This window comes from Promicromonospora sp. CA-289599, from assembly GCF_050936155.1.
GTDB lineage: Bacteria > Actinomycetota > Actinomycetes > Actinomycetales > Cellulomonadaceae > Promicromonospora.
Window position 1 is genome coordinate 1,528,261 of sequence record NZ_JBNJNI010000001.1, and the last position, 25,142, is coordinate 1,553,402.

21 protein-coding genes are annotated in these 25,142 nt (G+C 70.7%); 3 read left to right on the plus strand and 18 right to left on the minus strand.

Translation table 11 applies throughout. The features are described from left to right. Window positions 1-8: 8 nt before the first annotated feature. A complete protein-coding gene (locus tag ACQEVI_RS06805) occupies window positions 9-1,514 on the plus strand; it encodes a flavin-containing monooxygenase (RefSeq protein WP_432895977.1) in 1,506 nt (501 codons plus the stop codon). Between the two features lie 64 nt (window positions 1,515-1,578). Here ACQEVI_RS06805 and ACQEVI_RS06810 read toward each other — a convergent pair whose 3' ends face one another. From ACQEVI_RS06810 to ACQEVI_RS06830, 5 genes are all read right to left on the minus strand, one after another. Next, complete coding sequence (locus ACQEVI_RS06810) at window positions 1,579-2,841, minus strand: cytochrome P450 (RefSeq protein WP_432895980.1); 1,263 nt, start codon at window positions 2,839-2,841, stop codon at window positions 1,579-1,581. After that, window positions 2,838-3,449: a GTP-binding protein gene (locus ACQEVI_RS06815; protein WP_432895983.1), complete on the minus strand. Its 612-nt coding sequence runs from the start codon at window positions 3,447-3,449 to the stop codon at window positions 2,838-2,840. The genes ACQEVI_RS06810 and ACQEVI_RS06815 overlap by 4 nt, the downstream gene beginning before the upstream one ends. Then, the gene (locus tag ACQEVI_RS06820) at window positions 3,430-3,783 is read right to left on the minus strand and encodes a DUF742 domain-containing protein (protein ID WP_275005546.1); all 354 of its coding nucleotides are present in this window, start codon (window positions 3,781-3,783) and stop codon (window positions 3,430-3,432) included. Before ACQEVI_RS06820 ends, ACQEVI_RS06815 begins: the two co-directional genes overlap by 20 nt. A 110-nt stretch (window positions 3,784-3,893) precedes the next feature. After that, on the minus strand, window positions 3,894-4,286 hold the full coding sequence (locus ACQEVI_RS06825) for a roadblock/LC7 domain-containing protein (protein ID WP_116677953.1): 393 nt from the start codon (window positions 4,284-4,286) through the stop codon (window positions 3,894-3,896). A 17-nt stretch (window positions 4,287-4,303) separates the two neighbouring features. Beyond that, the gene (locus ACQEVI_RS06830; protein ID WP_432895988.1) at window positions 4,304-5,977 is read right to left on the minus strand and encodes an ATP-binding protein; all 1,674 of its coding nucleotides are present in this window, start codon (window positions 5,975-5,977) and stop codon (window positions 4,304-4,306) included. Between the two features lie 322 nt (window positions 5,978-6,299). Here ACQEVI_RS06830 and ACQEVI_RS06835 point away from each other — a divergent pair, with 322 nt between their 5' ends. Then, window positions 6,300-8,480, plus strand: a complete 2,181-nt coding sequence (locus ACQEVI_RS06835) for a prolyl oligopeptidase family serine peptidase (protein ID WP_432895991.1) — start codon at window positions 6,300-6,302, stop codon at window positions 8,478-8,480. An 83-nt stretch (window positions 8,481-8,563) separates the two neighbouring features. Here ACQEVI_RS06835 and ACQEVI_RS06840 read toward each other — a convergent pair whose 3' ends face one another. The 13 genes from ACQEVI_RS06840 to ACQEVI_RS06900 form a co-directional block, all read right to left on the minus strand. After that, complete coding sequence (locus ACQEVI_RS06840; protein ID WP_432895994.1) at window positions 8,564-9,595, minus strand: type IV toxin-antitoxin system AbiEi family antitoxin domain-containing protein; 1,032 nt, start codon at window positions 9,593-9,595, stop codon at window positions 8,564-8,566. A gap of 200 nt (window positions 9,596-9,795) precedes the next feature. After that, window positions 9,796-10,833 (minus strand): hypothetical protein, encoded by a 1,038-nt coding sequence (locus ACQEVI_RS06845; protein WP_432895997.1) that lies wholly within the window; start codon window positions 10,831-10,833, stop codon window positions 9,796-9,798. Between the two features lie 39 nt (window positions 10,834-10,872). Next, window positions 10,873-12,126 carry a tRNA 2-thiouridine(34) synthase MnmA gene (mnmA, locus tag ACQEVI_RS06850; RefSeq protein ID WP_432896000.1) on the minus strand — a complete coding sequence of 418 codons (1,254 nt, stop codon included), beginning with the start codon at window positions 12,124-12,126 and terminating at the stop codon, window positions 10,873-10,875. Then, window positions 12,126-13,409, minus strand: a complete 1,284-nt coding sequence (locus tag ACQEVI_RS06855; protein ID WP_432896003.1) for a cysteine desulfurase family protein — start codon at window positions 13,407-13,409, stop codon at window positions 12,126-12,128. Before ACQEVI_RS06855 ends, mnmA begins: the two co-directional genes overlap by 1 nt. Window positions 13,410-13,564: 155 nt before the next feature. After that, a complete protein-coding gene (locus ACQEVI_RS06860) occupies window positions 13,565-15,760 on the minus strand; it encodes a PhoX family protein (protein ID WP_432896006.1) in 2,196 nt (731 codons plus the stop codon). A 207-nt stretch (window positions 15,761-15,967) separates the two neighbouring features. Continuing rightward, complete coding sequence (locus ACQEVI_RS06865; RefSeq protein WP_432896009.1) at window positions 15,968-17,080, minus strand: ThiF family adenylyltransferase; 1,113 nt, start codon at window positions 17,078-17,080, stop codon at window positions 15,968-15,970. 191 nt (window positions 17,081-17,271) lie between these two features. Further along, window positions 17,272-17,652, minus strand: a complete 381-nt coding sequence (locus ACQEVI_RS06870; protein WP_432896012.1) for a hypothetical protein — start codon at window positions 17,650-17,652, stop codon at window positions 17,272-17,274. Further along, window positions 17,645-18,292: a hypothetical protein gene (locus tag ACQEVI_RS06875; RefSeq protein ID WP_432896015.1), complete on the minus strand. Its 648-nt coding sequence runs from the start codon at window positions 18,290-18,292 to the stop codon at window positions 17,645-17,647. Before ACQEVI_RS06875 ends, ACQEVI_RS06870 begins: the two co-directional genes overlap by 8 nt. A gap of 70 nt (window positions 18,293-18,362) precedes the next feature. Next, window positions 18,363-18,722, minus strand: coding sequence for a hypothetical protein (locus ACQEVI_RS06880; protein WP_432896018.1), 360 nt, complete (start codon window positions 18,720-18,722; stop codon window positions 18,363-18,365). 44 nt (window positions 18,723-18,766) lie between these two features. Beyond that, window positions 18,767-20,473, minus strand: coding sequence for a hypothetical protein (locus ACQEVI_RS06885; protein WP_432896021.1), 1,707 nt, complete (start codon window positions 20,471-20,473; stop codon window positions 18,767-18,769). After that, on the minus strand, window positions 20,470-20,976 hold the full coding sequence (locus tag ACQEVI_RS06890) for a DUF6507 family protein (RefSeq protein ID WP_432896024.1): 507 nt from the start codon (window positions 20,974-20,976) through the stop codon (window positions 20,470-20,472). Before ACQEVI_RS06890 ends, ACQEVI_RS06885 begins: the two co-directional genes overlap by 4 nt. 66 nt (window positions 20,977-21,042) lie before the next feature. Then, window positions 21,043-21,753: a hypothetical protein gene (locus tag ACQEVI_RS06895; protein WP_432896027.1), complete on the minus strand. Its 711-nt coding sequence runs from the start codon at window positions 21,751-21,753 to the stop codon at window positions 21,043-21,045. 247 nt (window positions 21,754-22,000) lie between these two features. Beyond that, window positions 22,001-22,597, minus strand: a complete 597-nt coding sequence (locus ACQEVI_RS06900) for a hypothetical protein (protein ID WP_432896030.1) — start codon at window positions 22,595-22,597, stop codon at window positions 22,001-22,003. Between the two features lie 231 nt (window positions 22,598-22,828). Here ACQEVI_RS06900 and glgX point away from each other — a divergent pair, with 231 nt between their 5' ends. Continuing rightward, complete coding sequence (glgX, locus tag ACQEVI_RS06905; RefSeq protein ID WP_432896033.1) at window positions 22,829-25,141, plus strand: glycogen debranching protein GlgX; 2,313 nt, start codon at window positions 22,829-22,831, stop codon at window positions 25,139-25,141. Window position 25,142: the final 1 nt, after the last annotated feature.

A 25,142-nucleotide genomic window follows, 5' to 3' on the forward strand; every position in this document is an offset into this window, starting at 1 on the left:
GGGGCCCCTTGAAGATCGCCGTCGTCGGTGCCGGTTTCGCAGGACTGGCTACCGCGAAGATCCTCCGCGAGTTCGAGCATGACGTCACGGTCTTCGAGAAGGCGCCGGACGTCGGCGGGGTGTGGAGCGCGACCCGTCGGTACTCGGGCCTCCGGACGCAGAACAACAAGGACTCGTACGCCTTCTCGGACCTGCCGATGCCCCGGGAATACCCCGAGTGGCCCACCGGCGAGCAGGTCCAGGCCTACCTCGAGCGCTACGTCGCGAAGTTCGAGCTGCGCCCTCTCCTGCGGCTCGCCACCGAGGTCGTCCGCGCCGAGCTGACCGATGCCGAGGACGGCTGGATGATCACCGCGCGGCGCATCGGCGCGCCGGTCTCCGCGCCCGAGCGGTTCGACCACCTGGTGGTCGCGAACGGGATCTTCTCCGACCCGGTCTTCCCGCAGTACGAGGGGTACGCCGACCTCGTCCGCGCCGGCGGCAAGCTCGTCGCCTCCAGCCAGCTCAACACGCTGGACGACGCCCGCGACAAGCACGTGGTGGTCGTCGGGTACGGCAAGTCGGCGTGCGACGTCGCCTCCGAGATCGGCCAGGTGGCCAAGTCCACCACCGTCGTCGCCCGGCGCCTGCTGTGGAAGATGCCCAAGCGCATCGCCAGCGCCCTGAACATGAAGTACCTGCTGCTGTCGCGCCTCGGCGAGGCGCTGTTCCGCTACCAGGAGCTGCCCAACAGCATGGAGCGCTTCCTGCACGGCCCCGGGGACAAGGTGCGTGCGGGCATGCTCTCGAGCATCGGGTCCGTCGCGACCTGGCAGTTCAAGCTCAAGAAGCTCGGCCTGGTCCCGCACGGCGAGTTCGCCGACATCGCCAACAGCACGGTGTCGCTGTCCACCGACGGGTTCTACGAGCAGGTCGCCGACGGGACCATCAAGGTCCACCGCGACACGGAGATCGAGCGCTTCGAGGCCGAGGGCGACCACCCGGTGGCCGTACTGAGCGACGGCGCCCGGATCCCGGCCGAGCTCGTGGTCTGCGGTACCGGGTTCCACCAGCGCGTGCCGTTCCTCGACGACACCATCGCCGCCCGCCTGGTGGACGACCAGGGCAACTACCAGCTCTACCGCCAGATCCTGCCCGAGGGCGTACCGAACCTGACCTTCGCCGGCTACAACTCGTCGCTGTTCTCGCCGCTGTCCGCCGAGGCCGGCGCGATCTGGATCGCCGCGTACCTGGCCGGCGTCGTCGAGCTGCCGCCGATCGAGGAGCGGCGCAAGCACGTGGCCGAGCGCGTGGCGTGGATGGAGAAGCGCACGGGCGGCAAGCACGCCCGCGGCACCAACGTCATCCCGTTCTCGATGCACCAGATCGACGAGACGCTCGACGAGGCCGGCGTGAACATCAGCTCGACCGCCCAGACCATCCAGTGGCTCCTGCCGATCAACCCGGCGGTCTACAAGAACGTCGTGCCGCGGCTCAAGGAGAAGGTCAAGGAGCGGGCGGCCTCGGAGTCCTGAGGCCTACGTCGGTCGAGCCTGTCGAGGGGTCTCGGCAGGCTCGACCGACGGCGGGGCAGGCAGGTCAGCGCTCTGGGCGCGGGCCGCCCGAGGTCAGCGGTGTGGTGAACCGGACGGGCAGCTTGCGCGGGTAGCGCGACCACGGCGAGGCCGACATCTTGAGGGAGTCCGCCGAGACCGACAGCTCCATGTCGAGGATCCGGCGCAGCAGGGTGTCCACGGCGATACGGCCGATGAGCGGCCCGATCCGGTGGGCGGGGCACGCGTGCGCGCCGGCACCCCAGGTCAGGTGGAACCGGCTGCCCAGCTCCTCCCACGGGTCGTCCGTCCGGATCGCCCGGTCCGCGTTCGCGGCGGCTACGGCGGGCACGAGGGCGTCCCCGTACGCGATGCGGCGTCCGCCCAGCTCGCAGTCCTGCCGGGCGAACCGGGGCAGCACGTGCGGGGTGGGCGGGTTGCGCCGCGACACCTCGTCCAGCGCGTCGTCCAGGTCGAGGCGGCCGCGACGCACCCGGGCGGCGAACGCCGGGTCGGTCAGGATCATGTGCAGCGTGCTCGCGATCCACGCGATCTCGGCGTCGTGCCCCAGGCTGAACATCACGCCGATCGAGGCCATCACCTCGACGTCGTTCTCGTGGTTCGGATGGTTGACCAGAGCGGTGGTCAGGTCCTCGCCGGGCTCGGCCCGGTGCGTCGCCACGAGCACGGCCAGCAGGGACTCCTGCTCCATCGCGGCGGCGCGCGCCCGCTCCCGGCCCGCGTAGACCGCCTCGGTGAGCTCGTGCATCCGATTCCCGTCGGACAGGCTCATGCCGAACATCTCGGTCATGACCATGACGGGGACCGCCACGGCGTAGTCCTTCACCAGGTCTGCCTCGCCGCGGGGCATCAGCCGGTCGATGATCGCCTCGCACGTCACGGCCACCGTGCGGGCCAGGCGCTTCTCGTCGATGGAGCCCAGGGCGTCGTCGAGCGGGGCACGCAGCCTGCGCTGCTGCATGCCGTCCAGGTAGTACGCGCTCTCGCGCGGCGCCAGCGCGGCGAAGACCCCCGAGTCGGCGGGCAGGGAGCGCTCCTGGACGTAGCGCCAGTTGCGGGAGTTGCGGGAGAACAGCAGCTCGTTGCGCATCACGCTGCTCGCCTCGTCGTACCCCAGGACGAGCCAGGCGGGGACACCGGGCTCCAGGTCCATCGGTGCGACCGGACCCCACTCGTCACGGAGCTGCTCGTACAGCTTGTGCGGATCCCGGGCCGACGTGATCTCCGACAGCTGCATCCGGTCCGAGATGTCTTCCAGCCGGAGATGCAGTCTGTTGGCGAGTGTCACGCGTTGACCTTCTGGAACACCGGGAACGTCATCGCGTGCTCGACGAGGGTGATCAGGGTGAGTACGGCGGACTGCCGGTCGCGTGCGTCGCACTCGACGATCGGTGTCTCGGGCAACAGGTCCAGCGCGGCGCGGACCCGCTCCAGCGGATAGTTCGGCGAGTCGGGGAACTGGTTGACGACCACGGCGAACGGGATCTTGGTCCGCAGCTCGAGCTGGTCCAGTACCTCGAAGCTGTCCTCGAGGTGCCGGGTGTCGATCATGACCAGCGCACCGACGGCGCCGTCCGCCAGGCCCGCCCACAGGTCCCAGAAGCGGCGCTGGCCCGGGGTGCCGAACAGGTACAGGGCGATGTCGTCGGTCACGGTGATGCGACCGAAGTCCATCGCGACCGTCGTCGTCTCCTTGTTCGGCTGCCCCGGGTCGATGCCGACGCTCGCCGTGGTGATGCGCTCCTCGGTGCGCAGCGGGTCGATCTCGCTCACCGCACCGATCAGCGTCGTCTTGCCCACGCCGAAGGCGCCCACCACCAGCACCTTGACCGACCGCGCAACGGTCGGTGCCAGGTGCTGCCCGGGCGCCGGGCGGTCAGAGCTTGCGGAGTCCATCGAGAATCTTCTCCAGGATGTCCTTGCCGGGCAGGACGTGCGCTTGGTGGTTGGAACGAATCGTCAGGTTCCCCGTGTCGACCAGGTCCGAGACCATGACCGCCACGAGGCTCACGGGTAGCTGCAGGTAGGCAGCCACCTCGGCCAGCGCGAGCGTGCCGCGGCACAGCTCGACCAGCTCACGCTCCAGCCGGCTCGCCGTCGAGAGCACTGGCCGACTCTCCACCGCACGGACAAGTGTCTCCGGGCGCAGCGTGTTGCGCGACGGGTGCGCCCGCCCCGAGGTGAGCACGTACGAGCGCACCGGGTGATCGCGGTACTCCTCGGTGTCCATCCCCTCGCCCCCTGTTGGTCGGTCAGGTATCGGTCGAGCCGGTGGTGCCTGGTACGGCCGAGCCTCACGAGGCTCGGGTGGTGCTTTCCGGAACGGTGCCTGGGGCGGGGTCAGCTGGAGATCCGCTCCGTGCCCAGGGTGCGCTCCCCGATCATGAGGACCTGGGCCTGCATCTGCTGGGCAATCAGCGCCGGGTCGATCACCGTCTCCGTGACGACCGCGAGACGCGAGCCGTCACCGGCTCCCCGGACGAAGAGGAATCCGCCGTCGAACTCAACCATCACCTGGCGGATCGTCTCGCTGTTCCCGAACTCCCTGCTCATTCCCATCCCCAGCGCCACAAGTCCGGCACATGCCGCAGCAACCTTGTCGGCCACGTCCAGCGGGGTCTGGTCCGTCCGAACTTTCATCAGTCCGTCGGAGGTGAGCACGACAACATGCTTGACCCCCCGTACACCACTGATGAGCTCGAGCATCCAGCTATTACCGTCGGTGCTGGTCATGCCGTCGGCGTGCGTAGTCATCGGTCCTCCGAAGGTCCACCGGCTCCAGCCGGCGGTTCGCTGCTGTCTGGTGAGTCCCCGAACTGCGCCTCGGTCGAGCTGAAGAAGGCACCCATCCACTCACCGGCCTCCTCGGCCGTCTGAGCGGGACCAGGAACTTCGGTACGGGGCTCCGTGGCCTTGGTCCGGTCGTCGGTCGCTTCCGCCTCTCCACGGCGCGATCGCCGCTGCGGGAGCGCAGACGGCTCGGGGAACTCGTCGTCCTCCGGGCGGGCTCGCCCAGGACGCAGGGGCAGCTCGCCAGGGGCCTGCACCGGGGCACCGGCCACGGGCGTCTCCTCCTCTTCGTCGGCCACGACGCCGGGCGCGCTCAGCGGCTCGACGGGAACCACGGTAGCCGGGTCGGGCGCCGCGGGTGCGGGCCACTCGTCGTCGTCCGCGGGCTTTGCGCTGGGCAGCTCGGTCACGAGCGGTGCCTCGGCGACCGCGGTGGCGCTGCGGCGGGACCCGAGCGCGGAGGCCCCACTGGTGTGGGAGCCGGCGCTCGGCAGCGTCGCCGCCGGCGTGAGCATGCCCGACGGCACCACTGCCTCGGTGAGCTCTGCCGGGATCATGACGATGGCGCGCAGGCCGCCGTACACCGACTCGGTGACGTCCACGCGGAACCCGTGGCGCCGCGCGTACGTACCGACGACGGCCAGACCGGTCTGCGGGATCTCGCCCAGCTCGGTGATGCTGATCTCGCGCTTCCCGGAGGCGATGTCGCGTGCCTGCTCGAGCTGCTTGAGGTCGAGGCCCACACCGCAGTCGTCGATCTCGACGACCGCGCCGCGCTGCACCTGGCGCAGCGAGACGAGCACCTGCGTGGTGGGCGGGGAGGACTGCGTGGCGTTGGACAGCAGCTCGGCCACGAGATGGATGAGCGGCTCGACGATGCGCGCCGAGACGGCGACGCCGGGGTCACCCGACACCTCGACCCGGTGGAACGCCGTGATCCGGCTCGCGGCGCCCTTGACGACGTCGGGCAGCGGGAGCGGTTCGCTCCACTGCTGACCCGGCCACTCGCCGCACAGCGCCGCGAGGCTCTGCGCCTGACGAGCCTGCTGAGCGGCGGCGTGGTCGACACGCATCGACGTCTGCAGGATGTCCGGGTCGGTGGGGTGGCGCTGGACCATGCGCGCCGCCTCCTCCTGGATGCGGTGCGCGGCGGCCTGGACCTTGCGGCTCAAGGCGACCACGGCGACCTGGACGGCGTCGCGACGGGCGACACGCTCCTCCTGGACGCGGGCGAGCATGGCCGCTGCCTCGTCCAGACGAGCCTGGGCGCCCGCGTCACCCGGAAGGTGCGGGAGCGGCGGGGCGGGCTCGCTGTCGAGGAACGCGGGCAGCTGCTCGTTCGCCAGGGCGTCGAGCGCCCTGGACGCCGCGTCCGCACGCTCCTCGGCCCGGCGGTGTGCCAGGACGAGGTCCTCGTGCGCGGCGAGGTCGTCCCGTGAGGACCGCGCGGCGATCAGCGCGGCCGCCACCGCGAGCCCGACGGCGGCGATGCCGACGAGCCATGCGGGCCACGTGGACGAGGCCCCCGTGGCGGTGAACAGGACTGGTGCTACGAGTACATAGGCAAGCACGCCGGCGACACACACCCATGGTGCGACCTGGCGCAGCCTGCTCGGCGGAGGAGAAGAAGACATCGAGCTCACCGAGCCGATCCCCCTAATAGTTGTCTCGTCAGAGTTTGGGAAGGCCGGTCACGGCAGATACCGCGGCTTGCTCCACGAACTCGGCTGGAGGAGGCGAACAACCCCCTGGACTGCAGTTTCTACCACAGGGCGTCCCACGCGTGGAAGGGCACGACCGTGGTGCGACCAGCGAAAATATGTGCCACTGAGGAATAGGGCAGCCCCGTGGCGCAATAGCCGCACAATACTGTACAAACCGGGCATGTCTTCTCCGGCCCGAGGCATACGGTCCCAGGAGGGCCGGTGCCGTGACCGGCCGCGTAGGGTGCTCTCCATGAGCGTCGAGCACACCCAGACCGCCCCCCGAACCGCTCTCCCGGCCACGCCCCTCGACCCCGCAGCCACGGACCCGTTCGCATGGCTCGAGGACGTCGACGGAGAGACCGCCCTGAGCTGGGTCCGCGAGCGCAACGCGCACAGCGCCCAGGTCCTCGGCGGTCCCGCCTTCACCGAGACCGAGCGTGCGGTGCGCGAGGTCCTCGACTCGGACGACAAGATCCCGCACGTCTCGAAGGTCGGCGAGCACTACTACAACTTCTGGCAGGACGCCGAGCACGAGCGCGGCCTGTGGCGCCGCACGACGCTCGACTCCTACCGGACCGACGACCCCGAGTGGGAGACGGTCCTCGACCTCGACGCCCTCGCGGCCCAGGAGGGCGAGAGCTGGGTCTGGCACGGCGCGAGCGTCCTGCGCCCGACGGCGGAGCAGCTCGCGGCGGGCGAGCCGCGCAGGCACGCGCTGGTCGACCTGTCGCCCGGCGGGTCCGACTCCGACGTGACGCGCGAGTTCGACCTCGTCACCAAGCAGTTCGTGCCCGAGAGCGACGGCGGCTTCGTGCGCGCCCAGGCCAAGGGCGGGCTGTCCTGGATCGACGCGGACACGGTCTACGTGTTCACGGACTTCGGCGAGGGCACGATGACGCCGTCGGGCTACCCGCGGGTGGTGAAGCGGTGGCTGCGCGGCACTCCCCTGGCCGAGGCGACCGTCGTCTACGAGGGCACCGACCAGGACATGTACATCAGCGCGTCCCGCTCGCACACCCCGGGCTTCGAGCGGGACCTGGTGCACCGCGCCCTGCGGTTCTACGCCAACGAGACGTACCTGGCGACGAACGCGGGCACGCCCGAGCAGACCCTCACCAAGATCGACGTGCCGGACTCCGCGAACGTGGGCATGCACCGCGAGTGGATGCTGGTGCGCCTGCGCGACGACTGGACGGTCGGCCGCACGACCTACCTCGCCGGGTCGCTGCTCGCCGCCGGCTTCGACGACTTCATGGCCGGGTCGCGCGACCTGACGGTCCTCTTCGAGCCGACGCCGACGACGTCGCTCGCCGGGATCACCTGGACGCGGAACCACCTGGTGGTCAACGTGCTGGACGACGTGAAGAACCTGCTGCACGTGCTGACGCCGCCCACGGTGGCCACGCCGGACGGCGAGTGGGCACGCTCCGAGCTCCCCGTGGGCGGCGAGCTGCTCACGGTCGGGGTCGGCGCGGTGGACGTCGTCGACTCGGACGACGTCTGGGTGGTCACCACCGGCTACCTGACGCCGTCGACCCTCGGCCGCACCACCGTCGCCGGACCCGGCGAGACGGCGGCGGCGCCCGAGGCGCTCAAGTCCGCGCCGTCGTACTTCGAGGCGGCCGGCATGGAGGTCCGCCAGCAGTTCACGGAGTCGGACGACGGCACGCGCGTGCCGTACTTCGTCGTCGGCCGGGCGGACCTCGTCTCGGGCGAGGCCGGACCGGCGCCCACCCTGCTGTGGGGCTACGGCGGGTTCGAGCACGCGATCCTGCCCGGGTACTCGGGCACCGTCGGCCGCGCGTGGCTGGAGCGCGGCGGGGTGTACGCCGTGGCGAACATCCGCGGTGGCGGCGAGTACGGGCCGGCCTGGCACCAGGCCGCCCTGAAGGAGAACCGGCACCGCGCGTACGAGGACTTCGCGGCAGTGGCGCGTGACCTCGTCGCCCGAGGCGTGACCGTGCCGGAGCGGCTCGGGATGGAGGGTCGCTCGAACGGCGGGCTGCTCGCCGGCAACATGCTGACGCAGTACCCGGAGCTCTTCGGCGCGATCATCGTGGGCGTGCCGCTGCTGGACATGAAGCGGTACTCCCACCTGCTCGCGGGCGCGTCCTGGATGGCCGAGTACGGCGACCCGGACACCTCTGACTGGGAGTTCGTGCGGAGCTTCTCGCCGTACCACCTGTTCGACGCCGCGCGCGACTACCCGCCGGTGCTGTTCACGACGTCGACCAAGGACGACCGCGTGCACCCCGGCCACGCCCGCAAGATGGCAGCGCTCATGCTGGCCGCGGGCAAGGACGTGACGTACTACGAGAACATCGAGGGCGGTCACGGCGGCGCGGCCAACAACGCCCAGGCGGCGTACATGGCGGCGACGCACTGGACGTTCCTCTGGACCCGCTTGTCGGGCGCGACACCAGCGAGCTGACTCGATAGACCTGGGCAGCCGAGTCAGCTGCGTGGTCGGACCAGCCTGCTGACTCGGCGCACCTCGGACGCCGAGTCAGCAGGCTATGCAGTGTGCTGTCGACGGCGGTCCACCAGCGCTTGGCGCAGGATGAGGTCGAGCGCCTCCGGGTCGGTCACGTCTTTCCACGACAGATCGACGATCCACCATCCAGCTTCCATGAGCGCCTGTGTTCGCGCCGACTGATCCTGCCGCCGGCCGTCAGGATCGCCGAACTCGCCGCCCGAGAACTTCACGGCCCCGCTGAACTCGAAACCGATCTTGAGATCCGACCAGCCGGAGTCCACCCAGTAGACGCCGCGTCGCGTCGTCACGGGAATCTGTGTATCCGGCCGTTGGGGCCGAAGGCGCCGGGCCGCATGGTAGGTGAGCACCTCGCCAGGCGAGGCACATCCCGGCTCGACCGCTGCGACCACCTCACGCGCCTGGACGATGCCGCGGGCGCCGCACATCTCGACGAGGATCTCACCGACCAGCTTCGGGTCCGCTCCGAGCCGGAAGGCGGACGTCACCAGCACTATCCCGCTGTGGAACGGCAGCAGGCGAGCACAGTCCACGATCGTCCGCTCAAGCGTCGTGACCGGGATCCCGTCAATGGCCGTGCGATCGCGGTGGCTCAACGTCGCCCAGTGTTTGCGCACGCCATCTCCCGCCAAGCTTCGGGTGTGCGGCTTCGCGAGATAGGTGACATGAACCGCCCGGGGAACGCTGTAGAGCCAGCATCCGTGCAACAACGCCGCCGTCGTGTGGCTGAACAGGAAGCCCGAGCGCGACGCCTCGACCACCCCGCGCACTGTGCGTGCCGTCGTGGTCTCGCTGTCACGGCTCGCACGGCCCGACGGGACGAAGCGCCGCAGATAGACAGCGCGACGTAACCGCTCGATCCGACCCGCCCGAGCATCTTCGGCAAGCTTCCTCCGCTCGTCCCGCCGATAGGGCAACGCCTTGGGAACCGAGGGGCCCGCTGTCCGGTCGGCCGAGTACATCTTCACGGTCGGATCGGTTCCGTCTCGTCTGGCTCGTTGCCAGCGGGCGATGCGTTCCAGGTTGCTCTCGAAATCAGGTTTCCGCTTCATCCAGCCATATTGACGATCATTCGCATGCAATGGCAGAGAGGTTGGGCCATGGCTGTGGAAAACCAGTCGACACGCACCAGCCTCGATGGTCTTCCGACGTGCTGACTCGATGGACCTGGGCAGCCGAGTCAGCCACGTGGTCGGACCAGCCTGCTGACTCGGCGGACCTCGGACGCCGAGTCAGCAGGCTGGTACGGGAGTCAGGCTTCCGCCTTTTCCGACAGGGCCTCCGCTACCCGGCCCAGGTTGGCCAGCTCCGCGCGGTGGGCGTCCGTCGAGCCGAGCGACTTCCGGTGCGCGGCCAGGAGCGTCACGTCGGCGAGCTGCGCGGCGGGCAGGCCGATCCGCCGCCACGGGACGGCGACCAGGTCGGCGAGCGTGCCGAGCGCCGGTCCCGCGCACTGCGAGACCTGCGCGGGCGGCAGCCCCGCCCAGAGCCCGGTCCCGCGCTCCGTCGCGCGGGCAAGCAGCTCCCAGGCCCGCTCGTTCCAGCCGCCCGGTCCGACGTCGGCCAGGTCGAGGCCCAGCGCGTCGGCTCCGGCGAGGACCACTGCCGGCACACCGACCCAGGTGCTGCCCAGGTGGACGACGGAGCGCGCGCCGGCGTCCCGCACGGCCGCGAGCACCGGCTCCAGGCCCTCGACGATCTCGGGCCCCGCCACCGCCCGCAGCCGCGAGAACCCGGAGAACGTAGGCAGCACGCCCGCGTGCACCTGGCCGAGCAGCGGCTCCGCGAGCTGCACGGTCACCTCTGCGCCGGGGACCTGGGCGACCATGTCGGCGACGAGCGTGCGCAGGCTCCCGGCGAGCGCGAGGCCCAGCGCCGCGCGGGCTCCGGTGTCCGCCAGGACGCGGTCCCCGCGGGCCGACCAGAGCTGGGCCGCCAGTGTCCACGGCCCGAGCATCTCCACGGTCAGCGGACCCGTGTGGCCGTGCGCCGCGATGGCGAGGGCCTCGAGGTCCTCGCGCCAGAACGTATCGGCCCGCCGTGCGTCGATCCCCGGCCGGTCGGTGAGCTTCCAGCCGTGGGGCCCCAGCTCGACGGGCATCTCGGCGAGCCGCACCGCCGTCCGCCCGAGGGTGTCAGCGCCCGGACCACGCTGCGGCAGCTGCGTCAGGAACGGCAGCGCGTCGACGCCGGTCGGCAGTTCGGCGAGCTCGCCGAGCGCCATCTGCTGTGCCTCGAGCACATCGCGCTCGCCTCCGGGCCACGGCCCGTGTCCGGTCACAGCGGTCATCAGCTCTCCTTGTTCAGATGTGCGGGCTCGCGGCGCTGCCTAACGCGCCGCGGGGGCCCGCCAGGCGCGGGAGACCGTCGCCTGGCCGAGCACACGCGTCCCGCGGTACACGACCACCGACTGGCCAGGCGCGACGCCACGCAGCGGAGCCCCGGTCAGCTCGATCTCCATCGCGTTCGCGAGCCGGTGGGATCCGTCCGCCGACGGCGTTCGCTCGCCTTCCGGGACGTCGTCACCATACGCGTCGCCGGGCGAGGCGACCGACCGCACCCGCGCCGGGACGGGCGCGCCGTGTGCGCGGACCTGGACCTCGGCGGTGAACCAGCCGTCCGCGTCCGGGACGACGTCGGCGGGGGTCTCGACGGGCTCGACCGGCGATCCCGAGAGCACGCCCTCGAACCACAGGGCCTTCTCCCCCGCGATCCGGTCCACACTCAGCAGCTCGGCCGGTCCCACCACCACGGTGTTCGTCGCGGGCTGCACGTCGACGACGTACCGCGCCTTGCCGTCGGCGGCGGGCCGCCCGAGCCCGAGGCCCTTGCGCTGCCCGACGGTGAACGAGTAGGCGCCGTCGTGCTCGCCCACGACCTCGCCGTCGGTGTCGACGACGGAGCCCGGGCGCGAGCCCAGGCGGGACTGCAGGAAGCCGCGGGTGTCGCCGTCTGCCACGAAGCAGATGTCGTAGGAGTCGGGCTTGGCGGAGACCGACAGGCCGCGCTTCGCGGCCTCGGCGCGCACCTCGTCCTTGGACGCGAACCCGCCCAGCGGGAACATCGCGCGCGCGAGCCGCTCAGGACCGGCGACCGCCAACACGTAGGACTGGTCCTTGGCGTCGTTCGGCGAGCGGTGCAGCTCGCGCACGGTCTGCCGGCCGCCGTCGGGCAGCGGGACCTCGGTGGTCACGATCTGTGCGTAGTGACCCGTCGCGACGGCGTCGAACCCGAGGGCCGTCGCCTTGTCGAGCAGCGCCTCGAACTTGATGTGCTCGTTGCAGCGCACGCACGGGTTGGGGGTGCGGCCGGCCTCGTACTCCGACAGGAAGTCGGCCACCACGGTGTCCTCGAACCGCTCGGACAGGTCCCACACGTAGTACGGGATGCCGAGCATGTCGGCCGCACGGCGGGCGTCGCCGGCGTCCTCGATGGAGCAGCAGCCGCGCGATCCGGTACGGAACTGGTCCCGGTTCCGGGACAGTGCCATGTGCACGCCGACGACGTCGTGCCCCGCCTCGACCGCGAGCGCCGCGGCGACCGCGGAGTCCACGCCGCCTGACATTGCCGCGAGCACCCTCATCACATGCCTCCGATCGAACGGCCGGACACCAGGCCCGCGGCCTGCGCGCGGGCAACCACGTGGGGCAGCGCGGCGGCGAGCCGGTCGACGTCGGACTCGGTGGACGTGGCGCCGAGCGTGAACCGCAGGGCGCCGCGGGCCTCCGCCTCGGGGACGCCCATGGCGAGCAGCACGTGCGACGGCTGCGGCACTCCCGCCTGGCAGGCCGAACCGGTGGACGCCTGCACCCCCGCCGAGTCCAGCAGGTACAGCAGGGAGTCGCCCTCGGCGCCGGGGAAGGTGAAGTGCGCGTTACCGGGCAGCCGGTCGCCCGACGTCGGCTCGGGGCCGCGCAGCACCGCGGAGGGTGCCGCGACCCGCACACGGGCGACGAGGTCGTCGCGCAGGGCGGACAGCCGGGCGGCACGCTCCGGCAGGCACTCGACGGCATGCCGTGCGGCGACGCCGAAGGCCGCTATCGAAGCGGTGTCGAGCGTCCCGGAGCGCACGCCGCGCTCCTGGCCGCCGCCGTGCAGCACCGCGTCGAGGGCCAGGTCACGCTTCGCGAGCAGCGCGCCGACGCCGACGGGGCCGCCCAGCTTGTGCCCGCTGACGGTCATGGCGTCCACGCCGGAGTCGGCGAAGGAGACCTCGGCCTGGCCGACGGCCTGTACGGCGTCGGTATGCACGGGGATGCCGTACGGGCGCGCGGCGCGCACGACGTCGCGGATCGGCTGGAGGGTGCCCACCTCGTTGTTCGCCCACATGACGCTGATCAGGGCCGTCTCGTCGGCGTGGGCGGCGAGCTCGGCGCGCAGGGCGTCGAGGTCGAGCCGGCCCTCGCCGTCGACGGGCAGGAGCACTATCTCGGCGCCCGCGTGGCCGGCCAGCCAGAACGCCGGGTCGAGGACCGCGTGGTGCTCGACTGCGGAGACGAGGATCCGGCAGCGGCGCGTGTCCTGCGCGCGACGCCCCCAGAAGATGCCCTTGATCGCCAGGTTGTCCGACTCGGTGCCGCCCGACGTGAAGATGACCTCGCTCGGCCGGGCGCCCAGGGACTTCGCGAGCGTCTCGCGCGCCTCCTCGACGGCACGCCGTGCCGTGCGCCCCGCGGAGTGCAGCGACGACGCGTTGCCGGTGCGCTGCGCCTCGGCCACGAACGCCGCGAGCGCCGCGGCCGACATGGGCGTGGTCGCGGCGTGGTCGAGGTATGCGCCGTCCGGCTCACGGGGCGGTTCGCCGTGCGCACCGCTCGCCGTGAGCGGCTTGCGTGCGGGAACGGGGGGCGGGGTGGTCACGGTCATCAAGTCTACGAACGCCTGGAGGCCCTGATCGCATCCCGCGGGTGTGACGTGCGCGAGAAAGCGCCGGGGCACCGCCGGCCGGGCCTGCCGGGACCGAAGTCCCGACGGGCCCGGCCGGCGGTGCCCCGGCGAACAGCGTCGCGCGACCTCAGACGTCAGTCGCGGTCACGGTCGCCGCCGCCCCAGGGCGAACGACGCTCGCGGTAGACCTGCACCACGGTCGGGCGCGGGCCACGGAAGTCGCCGGCCTCGGGGCGGACGCCTGCGGGCACGTAGTCCGGGAAGAACGACTGCGGCGCGGCGAACGTCCCGTCCTCGCCCGGGTGCTGCACGTTGACGTAGACCATGCCGTCCCGTGAGTCGACGAGCGGGCCGCAGGTCTCTGCGCCCGCGGGCACCGAGAGGAACTGCTGCACGTGCCCACGCTCGCGGCCCGTGACGGGCACCTTGAACAGGCCGTCGCACTTGGCGATGCCGCTGGAGCTCGGCTGGCCGTCGGTCGAGATCCAGAGGTTGCCCTCGGCGTCGAACGCGAGGTTGTCCGGGCAGGAGATCGGGGAGACGCGCTCCTTCGGGTAGCCCGCGAAGTAGGTGCCCTCGACGGCCGGGTCGCCCGCGACGATCAGGAGGTTCCACGTGAACCGGGTGGAGGTCTGGTCGCCCGAGGGGATGATCTCGACGACATGGCCGTCGCGGTTGCCGTTGATCGTGGCCCCGTTCACGACCTTGTGGGTGCGCGGGTTCGGCTCCGTGGCACCCTCGACCGTGCTCGTCGGGGTGCGGCCGGAGTTGTTGGTGCACGCCACGTAGATACGGCCCGTGACCGGGCTGATCTCGACGTCCTCCGGCCGGTCCATCTTGGTGGCGCCGACCTTGTCGGCGGCCAGGCGCGTGTAGACCAGCACCTCCTCGACGGACATGCCGGCGACCTTGCTGCGGCCGTCCTGCACCAGGGGCAGCCACTCGCCGGTGCCGTCGAAGGCGCCGTCGGACGGGAGCGCGCCCGAGCCGTCGATCTCGGCGGCCGGCGAGTCGCCGGTGAACTTGGCGACGAACAGGTCGCCCTCCGAGAGCAGCGTCTTGTTGTGCCTGCGGGCCCAGCGGGAGTCGCCCTTGGCGACGCGGTCCTTGGACACGAACTTGTAGACGTAGTCGAACGCCTGGTCGTCGCCCATGTACGCGACGGCGTGGCCCTTGCGGGACAGCGTGACGTTGGCGCCCTCGTGCTTGAACCGGCCCATCGCGGTGTGCTTCACGGGCTTCGAGTCCGGGTCGTACGGGTCGAGCTCGACGATCCAGCCGAACCGGTTGGCCTCGTTCTCGTAGCCCTCGGACTGGGCAAAGCGCGGCTCGTCGGCCTCCCAGCCGTAGCTGGTGGAGCTCCCGATGCCGTAGCGGGCATCGGCGGTCGGGTTGGCTCCGGCGGCCACGAAGTAGCCGTTGAAGTTCTCCTCGCCCGACAGCACGGTGCCCCACGGCGTGGTGCCGCCGGCGCAGTTGTTCATGGTGCCCAGCACGCGGCGGCCGGTGCTGTCCGCGGCGGTCTTGAGCAGGTCGGAGCCGGCCGCGGGGCCGTCGAGCACGAACTCGGTGTCCATGTGGATGCGGCGGTTGAGCACGCTGATGCGCTGGTAGTCCCACGGCTTGCCCGTGCCGCGTCGGCGTACCTCGACGACGGCCATGCCGTGCGCCGCCCGCTCGATCGCGCGGGAGTAGGCGTTCTTGGTGCGGCTGCCGTCAGCGGCGATGTCCCAGTACCGCTCGGTGGGCGGGAACATGGTCTCGGGGTTGGTGTACTCCAGGTTCGACACCAGGATCCCGCGGGTGCCACGGTGCTTCTCGCGGGGCCGGATCGGCAGGATGTCGAGGTAGTCGCAGTTGTAGCCGAACTGCTTGGCCTGCTGCTGGGGCGACTGGTTGTTCGGGTCGAACGTGCGCCCGCCCGGGAGGATCGGGTCACCCCAGCGGATGATCGGGTCCCAGGTGTAGCCCTCGGGGACGACCAGCGCGTCGACGTCGACGGGCTGCGGGTCGATCGCACCGAAGGCCAGGCCGCGGCCACCGTGGCCGGGGAAACGCCCCTCGGGCAGGGTCGCGGCGGCCGCGGACGGCGCACCGACACCCTGCGCACCGATCACCACGGCGCCCGCGGCGACCGCCAGTGTGCCGAGCATCGCGCGGCGCGACAGCACCGAGCTCACGACGTCCTTGAAGTATTCGTTGGCGCTCTCGTTGGGAGCGGGGTGAAGGCACGCGTCGTTGCACTTGAGACGGCACGTGACGGGGCTGCGCTTGCCGCGCGCGTGCGTGTGCACCGTCAGGAGCGAGCGGTGTTCGGGGGCGATCGTCATCGGAGGTTCTCCGGTCCGAGCTGGGGGGTAGGTCGTCGTCAACCTAGGAGCAGGCGGTGTCTCGCCCACCAAAGGTCCGGTACGTCCAGATGAACGGGACGTGTCCAGCAGGTGGGCTCACTCGATCCTTGTATCGGGTGAGCGCGGAGTCCCGCTACGGGCGCGTGCCTCGCAAGCTCGGCCCGCACCCTGCGCTGCACTCTGCGCTCACCCGATGATGGCGCGGCTCGTGACGTCGCGCCACCCCTCGGCGCGCAGCAGCTGCTCCGCACCGCGCGACCGCAGACCGCGCTCGCACACCACGACCACGGGCTCGTCGAGGGGATGGTCCAGCAGCTCCGGCGGCAGGTTGCCGGCCGCGAGGTCCTCCAGCCGGGCGAACACCGCACCGAGCACCGCACCCGGCAGCAGCCCGACGTCGAGCAGCAGCACCCCGGGCAGCTCAGGGCTGTCGGACGGCGGTCCGGCGGACGTGAGCTCCGGCGCCGCGAGCTCCGGCTCCGGCTCCGTGGGCGGTGTCGGCTCCGCGAGCGCGACACCGCTCGGGGACGACGGCGGCGCGGCCAGCGCGATCGTGTCCCACGCCGAGGTGCGCGCGTCGTAGGCCAGCAGCCGGCCCAGCGCCGGATCGCCGGTACCGGTCAGGACCTTGACGGCCTCGACCGCCATCGTCGAGCCCACTACACCGCACGCCGGGCTCAGCACGCCCACCGTCGCGCACGACTCCCCCTCGGGCGGCTGCGGGCCGAACACGTCGGGGTAGGTGATCGCCCTCCCGTCGGGCGCTGCCGACCAGAAGACGCTCACCTGGCCGTCCCAGCCCAGCACAGTGCCCCAGACGACGGGCAGGCCGAGGTTCGCGGCGGCGTCCGACACGGCGTAGCGCGTCTCGAACGTGTCCGAGCCGTCGACCACCAGGTGGTAGCCGCCGAGGATCGCCGCGGCGTTGTCGCGGGTCAGCCGCTCGCCGTGCGCTATCACCTCGACCTCGGGCGCGAGCCCGCGCAGTGCGTCGGTGGCGGACACCGTCTTGGCACGTCCGACGTCAGCCACCGAGTGCAGCACCTGCCGCTGCAGGTTGGAGGCCTCGACGACGTCGTCGTCGATGATGCCGAGGGTGCCCACCCCCGCCGCGGCGAGGTACTGCAGCACCGGGGAACCGAGCCCGCCCGCACCCACCACCACGACGCGCGACGCGGCGAGGCGTTCCTGTGCGGCCAGACCGAACCCGTCGAGCAGGAGGTGCCGTGCGACCCGGCGGCGTTCTGCGGGTGCGAGACGATCCCGGACGAGCGCTGGCTGCGGCTGAAGCTGCTCCATCACGTCATTCCACCACGCTGCCGGACCTGGTTGTGAGCGCGACCGTTGCGACTACGCGTCCGTATCAGGCGCAACGATCGCGCTCGCAACCATCCTGTCTGATGCGTGACCAGAGTCGGTCAAGCGGTTTGGGGCCGGCCAGGCCCCGGCGAGGGATGGTGGTGCGGAACGCCCTCGATCAGCACAGGAGGTCAGCGGATTCCTGCGAGCAGCATGAGATACGTGCACACGTACAGGACGATCGACGTGACGAGCCCGCCGGTCATGATGGCTGCTCCGCGCTTCCGGCGTATGACACGTGCGACCGACCAGATGCTGGACGCAAGCCAGCAGATCCACGGGCCGAAGATCATCACCAAGAAGCCCACGGTGAAGGCCAGGTCGGCGAAGGCCTGGTCGGGGCAGCTATCGGGGCAGTAGTACGGCCTCGGCGCACCGATGACTGCGAAGAAACTTGCGAAAAAACAGCCGAACGGGATGAGCACGATCGCTACGATCGTCTCGAACTTGTCGATGCCGGATTCGGGATACTGCCGCTGGGCGCCTTGAGGCCGCCCGGGGGAGCTATTCATCTCTCGGTGGTGACGTCGTGGTGGCGTCGAATGCGGCGATGACCGCCCACCGCAGCTCGGCAGCGACCGAGTCGGCCGCGCGCTCGACGAGCTTGATGGTCGCGCCCTCGCGACGCACGTCGAGCAGACGGCCGTCCGCCACGGACCATTGCCTGTCCCAGGCCACCGCTGGCACCTCGCCGCCGCGCCAGGCCTCGACGCGCACCCGCAGCGCGTAGTCCTCGCGGGAGAGCAGCTCCAGCGTCGCGTCACGCGATAGTTCCAGCGTCTGATCCCGGCTTCCGGCCGCGGCCGACGACGGAGCGCGCAGCGCGCCGGTATCCGGGAGGGTGCGCGCGACGGAACGCCACAGGTCTTCCGGTGTGGTGAACGTGACCTGCGCGCCGGGCTCGACGCGCCGCCGGCCGTCGACCCGCGCCAGGCGCCGCGTGACCAGCACGATCTGGTCGCCCGACATCGTCAACAGGGTCTCCGTGCCGCGATCCCGGTGCACGGCGACCAGCGAGCCGCGTACCGGGGCGTCACGGTGCTCCGCGAGGATCTCCGCGGCAGCGTCGCCGTCATGGATACCAGTACGGATCAGTTCTTGGAGCCGCGACCATTCGGGGCCGTCCACACGCAAGGTCCTCGACATGGTCATGCGGTGGCTCTCCTCCAGGGTGTTCGACGGCGGGCGTCGCGCCGACGCGCTCCTGTCGCGGTGGTCGGCCTCATGGCTCGATGCCGAGCATCTCGCGACTGACCCTCACCTCGCGGCCGCCGGTCCCGAACCAGGTGCCGTCTTCGAGGTAGATGACGGAAGGGCCGCGCCAGTCAGGTTCAATCTCGGGGTTGCGGGCCATGGCTTCCTCGATCCGCGCGATGATCTCGTCGGCTTCTGGCTTGGTCTTCGCGGTCAGGTGGACCGTCCCCGCGCCAGCGCTGGAGCTACCGAAGCTTTCGCGGCACCCGGCTTCGACGGATTCCACACCTTGGACCTGCGCAACCGTCTCGTTGATCAGTTGCTCGCACTTGGCCGTTGTAGCGCCGCAGGCCCCGAGAAGCGTCACGAGGCCCAGCACACCTGCCATGCTCAGCAGTCTGTGTGCGCGGCCTCTCCTTCTGGTGCCGGGTGTCATTGGTCGAACTTCCTTTCCACGGGGATGTACTCGACGCTCACCTGCGGCGCCCCGGTGTCGGACCACGACGTAGTGTCGGGCACCTCACCGAGTTTCCAGGGGCCGGTCCGGGCGGTCGGGGGTGGCAGGAGGAACCCCGCGTCACGGAGTTCTTGTTCGTAGGCGACCAGGCGGGGATCGTCAGCGTTGGCCCTCATGGACTCGGTGTAGTTCTCGTGGTTCTTCTTCCCCTCCCAGAACGCTTCGGGGCTCTCTAGGATGATCTTGGACTGATTGGGCCCTCGGTCCACCTCCGGGGCGCCGAACCCGGCCCGGTCATCACCGAAGTCGAGCCTGTGCACGACGTCGTACTCGTTCCCGAACTGGTTCACATGGATATCCGGATCGATCCGGAACGTGTCGATCGGGGAACCGAACGTCATGGCGTGGGTGACGTTGTACTCGCGGGCGAACTCCGGCTCCTCCAGCAGGTGCGCGACGGTGATCCCGCCCAGGGAGTGACCGACCATCATGACCTGCGCGCCGTCGGGGATGTTCGCCTTGTCCATCGCCAGCCGAACCGCCTCCGACATCGTGGACTGCCCCGACCCGTTCATCGTGGCCAGGTCCGAGGTCAGGTCCATCGGGTTGTCCCCTGCCACCGGACTCCACTCCATCGTTCCCGGCACGCTCACCACTGCTCGGGGGCCGTCCGGGGTCACCATCGTCGTCACCCGGACAAGCCCCTTTGTACCCTGCTCACGCCCGGACCAGTGCTTTGCATCGTAGTAGGCGAGATCCACGCCTCCGGTCAGGCCCGCGAGGCTGTATGGGAGCTCGTTGTCCGACGGGACCCGGCTGAAGGCCCAAGGTACGGGCTCGCCCGCATACGCCGTCCCGTCGTCGAACACGCGGCTGTGCCACCCGGGGATGGGCAGATCGTTGTACCACTGCCCCTCCCTCATGAACCAGTCGGCCCCCCACTCAGCGGTGCTGGGCCAGTTGTTCAGGTCGGTGAACTCCTCGTACCAGCCACTGACGTCGGTGCCGGTGTCGGTGTACCAGTCCGCCGTGTCGTCCCACACGTTCCCGCCGGCTTGAGTGAAGTCCTCCCACCCGTCGCTAACGGTGTCGACGGTGCCGTTCCAGGCGTTCCCGATGCCGGTGGCCGCGTCCTGGAACCAGTTGCCCGCCTTCTCCAGCATGGTGGCGGGCGACCCGATCGCCTTGATCTTGTTCGCGCACTCCAGCTCCGCGGTCTCGAACTCCTCACCCAACAATCGCGACTGCCCGATCAACCGCGTGTTCTCGAACGACAGCTCCCCCGTGAGCTGGACCCCCAGCAGAGGACTGCTCAACCCCAGACCCAGCACATCAGCCTCGCCCCGGGCACGGGACCTGAAGTCCCCGATCTGTGCGACCAAGGTCGATCTCTTGGCCTGCAGGGAGCGGACGTCGTCCGCGAACCGGTCCAGGACGCCGGCAACTTCGTCGAGGTCGTCGGCCAGCTTGTCCGTCGCTACCCGGACCGGGTCGAGCGCACGCAGCACCTGGTCGGTATCCGGTGTCTCGTAACAGGCGCCCAGCCCTTGCCACGCGCCCGAGACCGCGACTCCGGCGTCGCGCACGGCGGTCGCGTCACGGCGCAGGGACTTCGCGCCCATCTCGATGCTCTCGGCGTCCAGGTGCTCTCCGGGCACACGCAGGGCGTCGACGAGAATCACGAGCCTGCTCCGGTCGTGGATCCGGGCCGCGCGCCGAATCTGTTCGGGTCGAACGCCGGTGCTGGGTCCTCGGACCACACAAGTGACGTCTGCGCGGGACCGAACCGGCTCGGATCGAAGGTCTGCCCACCTTCAGGCGTCGCAGAGACCGGCGCCCCCAGAGTTCCGGACGGGTAGCCCAGTCGAGGCGGCTGGAAGGTATCGGTCTGCGACAACCCGAGCGAGTGCGTCCGGGCCATCTCCTCATCACCATCAAGGAACGCCGCGACCGCACGCACCATCCCGCCCGGCGCCGACTCCAACCGGTCCGCGACCGACTGCATGTCGTCCTGGGCGGCCTCGGCAAACCCCCGCAGCGCGTCGGCCACGATCTCGCTGCCACCGCCCACGCCCGGGACGTCAGTCCACACCTCTGCCAGGGCCCGACCCAGACCGTCCGCCTCAGCGCGCACCCGGGCCAACGTCTGATCCACACCCTGCGGCGAGACGCGATACCCCGTCACAGCTACCCCCTTCACCAGCTCCGCATGTCACGATCTCAGCCATTCACGCCACGCCCGCTCGGCGGTCTACTGCGTGATGACCTGCGCCTCGCCGACGACGACCTGGGTCTCCGCGGTGCGGTCCAGCCTGATCGTGCCGCCGATATCTCCCGGGCCCTGCCAGTCCGCGACCCAGTACGACGTCGCGGTCACCGTGTACGGGTCACCCTGCCTGTCGTACTGGTGGCCACAGTCGGGCGACTCGGCGATGCCGTACCGATCCTCGTACGGCGTCCCCGGGCCCGTGCAGGCGACCTTCGTCCCGTCACCCATGTCGTACACGATCCGGACCACCCGCGCGGACGCCGTCACCGTCACCGCCCCCGCGGTCGCCTCACCCTCGCCGGGACCATAGGTCGTCGGGCCAGGTTCCTGGACCCACATCCACACCGGCATCCCCACGATCCCGACCCGGCCCGGCTCGTCCTCGGGAACGATGCCGATCGTGACCGGCTCGATCCCGATGCTCTCCACCGCACGCTGGGCCAGAGCCTCGAAGTCGACCTCCGTGCCCGGCGGGACCGGAGCCCAGTAGGTGCTCTCCTCACCGGAGTAGCAGTGCGCCAGATCGTTCTGGTCCAGGCGCTCGACACAAGGCAGCGTCCTGCACAGCACGAGCACTCCGTCGTCATGCCCCTTCCAGGCGGGATCGTCCGGGTCGGGCTCCGTACTGACGACCTTCGCGAAACAGCGACCGGTCCACGTGCCTGCCCACTGGCACGCCACCTTGCCATTCACCTTGGGACAGTCGATCTCCTTCCCTGCCCCTTGCGAGCCAGAACTCGCCGGAGTGGTCTCGGTGCCGCCGCAGTCCTCGGCCACGATTCCTAGGTTGTTGCCCCTGCCCACTTTTACGCCGCTGCCCGAGCAGGGGTCCATAGAAACGGGTGCAGAACGAGCCGTCTCGACCGGAACCGCCGCAGCGGCCGGTGTGAAAGCCAGAGCAACCAGAATCAGGGCAGCCAGCGCTGCGAATGTACGCATGTCAGCACTTCTTATCTGTGGCCGTGAACTTGTTGGCGGTCCACCGGCCGTCGTCCTGCCCCTGCATGAACACCTTCACGATGGTTCGTCTGGGCTGACCCTTCCTGACAGCCGACGTGCCGTCCTCCCGGACGACGTCGACCTCGCTGTTGTCGAGGCACACGGCGAACTTCACGCGGTGGCCACCGATGCCATCGGCCAGCGGGTCACCGTCATAGCCGGTCACTTTGATGGACGCTATCCGGGTCTGCCCGACCTGCTTGAGGCCCTCGGTGGCGTAGAGGTCATCGTCCGCCTCCACACCGTCCCACGTCTCCGGCTCTCCGAGATAGGGAAACAGCTCCTGCGAGGCGCGGGTGCCCTCGATGCGGTGCCGGTCGGTGATCTCCAGGTACTCCCGGTACCGCTGCTCCGCCTCAGCCGCCCGCTCTGCGATCGCGGCCTGAGACGGCTCGACACTCGGGCTCGGAGACGCACTCGCGCTCGGCGATGCCTCTGGTACCCCTGGCTCGTCACCACCGGACTGGCAAGCCGCCAGCCCCAGACAAAGAACAGCGGCAGCGGCCACGCCACGCAGGCGCGTCGTCGTACGGGTCACAGGCACGGGCTCCTTGATTTCGGAACGGGGCTGTCAGGATGTCGACGACGCGCACACCGCACCTCAGCGATATGTCGGAAGTCACGATATCTGGTGAACTTCACCCCCTGCCACGAAAGCCCCGCGGCCCCTGCGACAGCACGGAAATACCCTGTCTACCCGCTCCCGACCGCCCGTCCCCATCAACCATCGAGGTTGGGCCGACCGTCGCAGCCTGCAACGATTGCCCCCATGGCGCAGCAAGCAGAACCACAGCGGGCCCCGGGCGACCCCGCCCCTCGTCCGGTCGTCCGGCCCTTGATCCGGCCGACGGCCAGGCGCAGCCACGTCCCGCCCCTCGGCGTCTACGTCACGCCCGGCGGCGGGATCGACGCGGCTGTCCTCGCGTCCCACGCCACCGCCGTCGACCTGTGCCTCATCGACGTGACCGACCCGGACCTGGACGAGCACGACCCCGACCGGTACACCGAGCGCCGGGTGGAGATGGTGGGCCCGGTGTACGGCGTCTGGCACACGCACGTGCCAGACATCGCCCCCGGCCAGCGCTACGGCTTCCGCGTGTACGGGCCGTGGGAGCCCGAGGCGGGGATGCGGCACAACCCGGCCAAGCTGCTCATCGACCCGTACGCCCGCGGGTTCGCCGGCCGCCTGCGCTACGGTCCCGAGGTGGTGGGCTCCGTGTCCACGGAGCGCGAGCCGGGCTGGTGGCTCGGCGACCGCTACGGCGCGGCGGACGACCGGGACTCGCTGGCGTACGTGCCGCACTCCGTCGTCGTCGCGCCGCTGCCGCCGCCCGCACCCCTGTCCCGGCCGCGCGTGCCCTGGGCCGACACGGTGATCTACGAGGCGCACGTGCGTGGCCTGACGATGCTCCGCGAGGACATCCCGGCGGAGCTGCGCGGCACCTACGCCGGGGCGGCGCACCCGGCCGTCGTCGAGCACCTGCTGAGCCTCGGCGTCACGACGCTGGAGCTGCTGCCCATCCACAAGAGCGCCGCCGAGTCGCGGCTGGCCGGCAACGGGCAGTCGAACTACTGGGGCTACAACACCCTCGGCTTCTTCGCGCCCAACGCCGCCTACGCCACGCAGGCGGCGCAGGACCAGGGCGCCGAAGCGGTGCTCGACGAGGTGCGCGGCATGGTGCACCTGCTGCACGAGGCGGGCATCGAGGTGCTGCTCGACGTCGTCTACAACCACACGTGCGAGGGCGGCGACGACGACCTGCACGTCGCCTGGCGCGGCCTGGACAACCCCCTCTACTACCTGCACGACGGCGCCTCGCCCGCCGCTCTCGCGGACGTCACGGGTACCGGCAACTCGCTGGACTTCCGGCGTCCGCGCGTGATCCAGATGGCCCTGGACTCGCTGCGGTACTGGGCCGAGACCGTCGGCGTGGACGGGTACCGGTTCGACCTCGCGGTGACGCTCGGCCGGGGAACCGTGGGTTTCGACCCGGACCACCCGTTCCTGGTCGCCCTGCAGACCGACCCCGTGCTGTCGGGCCTCAAGCTCGTCGCGGAGCCCTGGGACGTCGGCCCGGGCGGCTGGCAGACCGGCTCGTTCCCGCCGCCGATGGCGGAGTGGAACGACCGGTTCCGCGACGCCGCGCGCGGCTTCTGGCTGGACGCGCCCAAGCAGGGCGTGCGGGGGCAGGAGATGCTCGGCCTGCGCGACCTCGCGACGCGGCTGGCCGGGAGCGCCGACCTGTTCGGGCCGAGCGACCCGCCGCTGGTGCGCGGACCCGTGGCGTCCGTGAACTACGTGACGGCGCACGACGGCTTCACGCTCGCCGACCTGGTGGCCTACAACTACAAGCACAACGAGGCCAACGGCGAGGACAACCGGGACGGCACGGACAACAACCTGTCGTGGAACCACGGCATCGAGGGGCACACGTCCACCGGTGACGACGCCACCACCGAACCGTGGCAGGCCATCGTGCCGCCGCGTCGCAGGTCGCAGCGGAACCTGCTGGGCACGCTGCTGCTCTCCGCCGGTACCCCGATGCTCACGGCCGGTGACGAGTTCGGGCGCAGCCAGGGCGGCAACAACAACGCGTACGTGCAGGACAACGAGGTCTCGTGGCTCCGCTGGGCGATGGACTCCGCCGCGACCGACCTGCTCGAGACCACCCGGTACCTGCTACGGCTGCGGCGGGAGCACCCCGCGCTGCGTGCCGACTCGTTCTTCCTGGGCTCGCCGCGGCCGAACGAGTCCGACCCGGACCTGCTCTGGTTCGCCGGCGACGGCGCGCCGATGGAGCCCGCCACCTGGAACCAGACCGGCCGGCGCGTGCTGCAGATGCTGCGTCCGGGACCCGCGGCCGGTGACGCCGACGTGCTCCTGGTCATCAACGGCGACCTGGACGACGCCCACGTGACGCTGCCCCCGCGGACCGACACGAACAGCGCGCCCTGGCAGCTCGTCTGGGACTCCTCGTGGGACTTTCCCTTCGTCCCCGAGGACGAGGCGGGCCCGCGGACGTCGGTGACGCTGGACGCGCTCAGCCTCCAGGTGCTGCTCTCGCAGGGTGCGCCCGGCTAGG

Bases quoted from the DNA above. Each gene is read 5' to 3' on its own strand.
- ACQEVI_RS06815 (WP_432895983.1), bottom strand. From the start codon at position 3,449: ATGGACTCCGCAAGCTCTGACCGCCCGGCGCCCGGGCAGCACCTGGCA.
- ACQEVI_RS06820 (WP_275005546.1), bottom strand. From the start codon at position 3,783: ATGGACACCGAGGAGTACCGCGATCACCCGGTGCGCTCGTACGTGCTC.
- ACQEVI_RS06825 (WP_116677953.1), bottom strand. From the start codon at position 4,286: ATGACCAGCACCGACGGTAATAGCTGGATGCTCGAGCTCATCAGTGGT.
- ACQEVI_RS06830 (WP_432895988.1), bottom strand. From the start codon at position 5,977: ATGTCTTCTTCTCCTCCGCCGAGCAGGCTGCGCCAGGTCGCACCATGG.
- ACQEVI_RS06835 (WP_432895991.1), top strand. From the start codon at position 6,300: ATGAGCGTCGAGCACACCCAGACCGCCCCCCGAACCGCTCTCCCGGCC.
- ACQEVI_RS06840 (WP_432895994.1), bottom strand. From the start codon at position 9,595: ATGAAGCGGAAACCTGATTTCGAGAGCAACCTGGAACGCATCGCCCGC.
- ACQEVI_RS06845 (WP_432895997.1), bottom strand. From the start codon at position 10,833: ATGACCGCTGTGACCGGACACGGGCCGTGGCCCGGAGGCGAGCGCGAT.
- mnmA (WP_432896000.1), bottom strand. From the start codon at position 12,126: ATGAGGGTGCTCGCGGCAATGTCAGGCGGCGTGGACTCCGCGGTCGCC.
- ACQEVI_RS06855 (WP_432896003.1), bottom strand. From the start codon at position 13,409: ATGACCGTGACCACCCCGCCCCCCGTTCCCGCACGCAAGCCGCTCACG.
- ACQEVI_RS06860 (WP_432896006.1), bottom strand. From the start codon at position 15,760: ATGACGATCGCCCCCGAACACCGCTCGCTCCTGACGGTGCACACGCAC.
- ACQEVI_RS06865 (WP_432896009.1), bottom strand. From the start codon at position 17,080: ATGGAGCAGCTTCAGCCGCAGCCAGCGCTCGTCCGGGATCGTCTCGCA.
- ACQEVI_RS06870 (WP_432896012.1), bottom strand. From the start codon at position 17,652: ATGAATAGCTCCCCCGGGCGGCCTCAAGGCGCCCAGCGGCAGTATCCC.
- ACQEVI_RS06875 (WP_432896015.1), bottom strand. From the start codon at position 18,292: ATGACCATGTCGAGGACCTTGCGTGTGGACGGCCCCGAATGGTCGCGG.
- ACQEVI_RS06880 (WP_432896018.1), bottom strand. From the start codon at position 18,722: ATGGCAGGTGTGCTGGGCCTCGTGACGCTTCTCGGGGCCTGCGGCGCT.
- glgX (WP_432896033.1), top strand. From the start codon at position 22,829: ATGGCGCAGCAAGCAGAACCACAGCGGGCCCCGGGCGACCCCGCCCCT.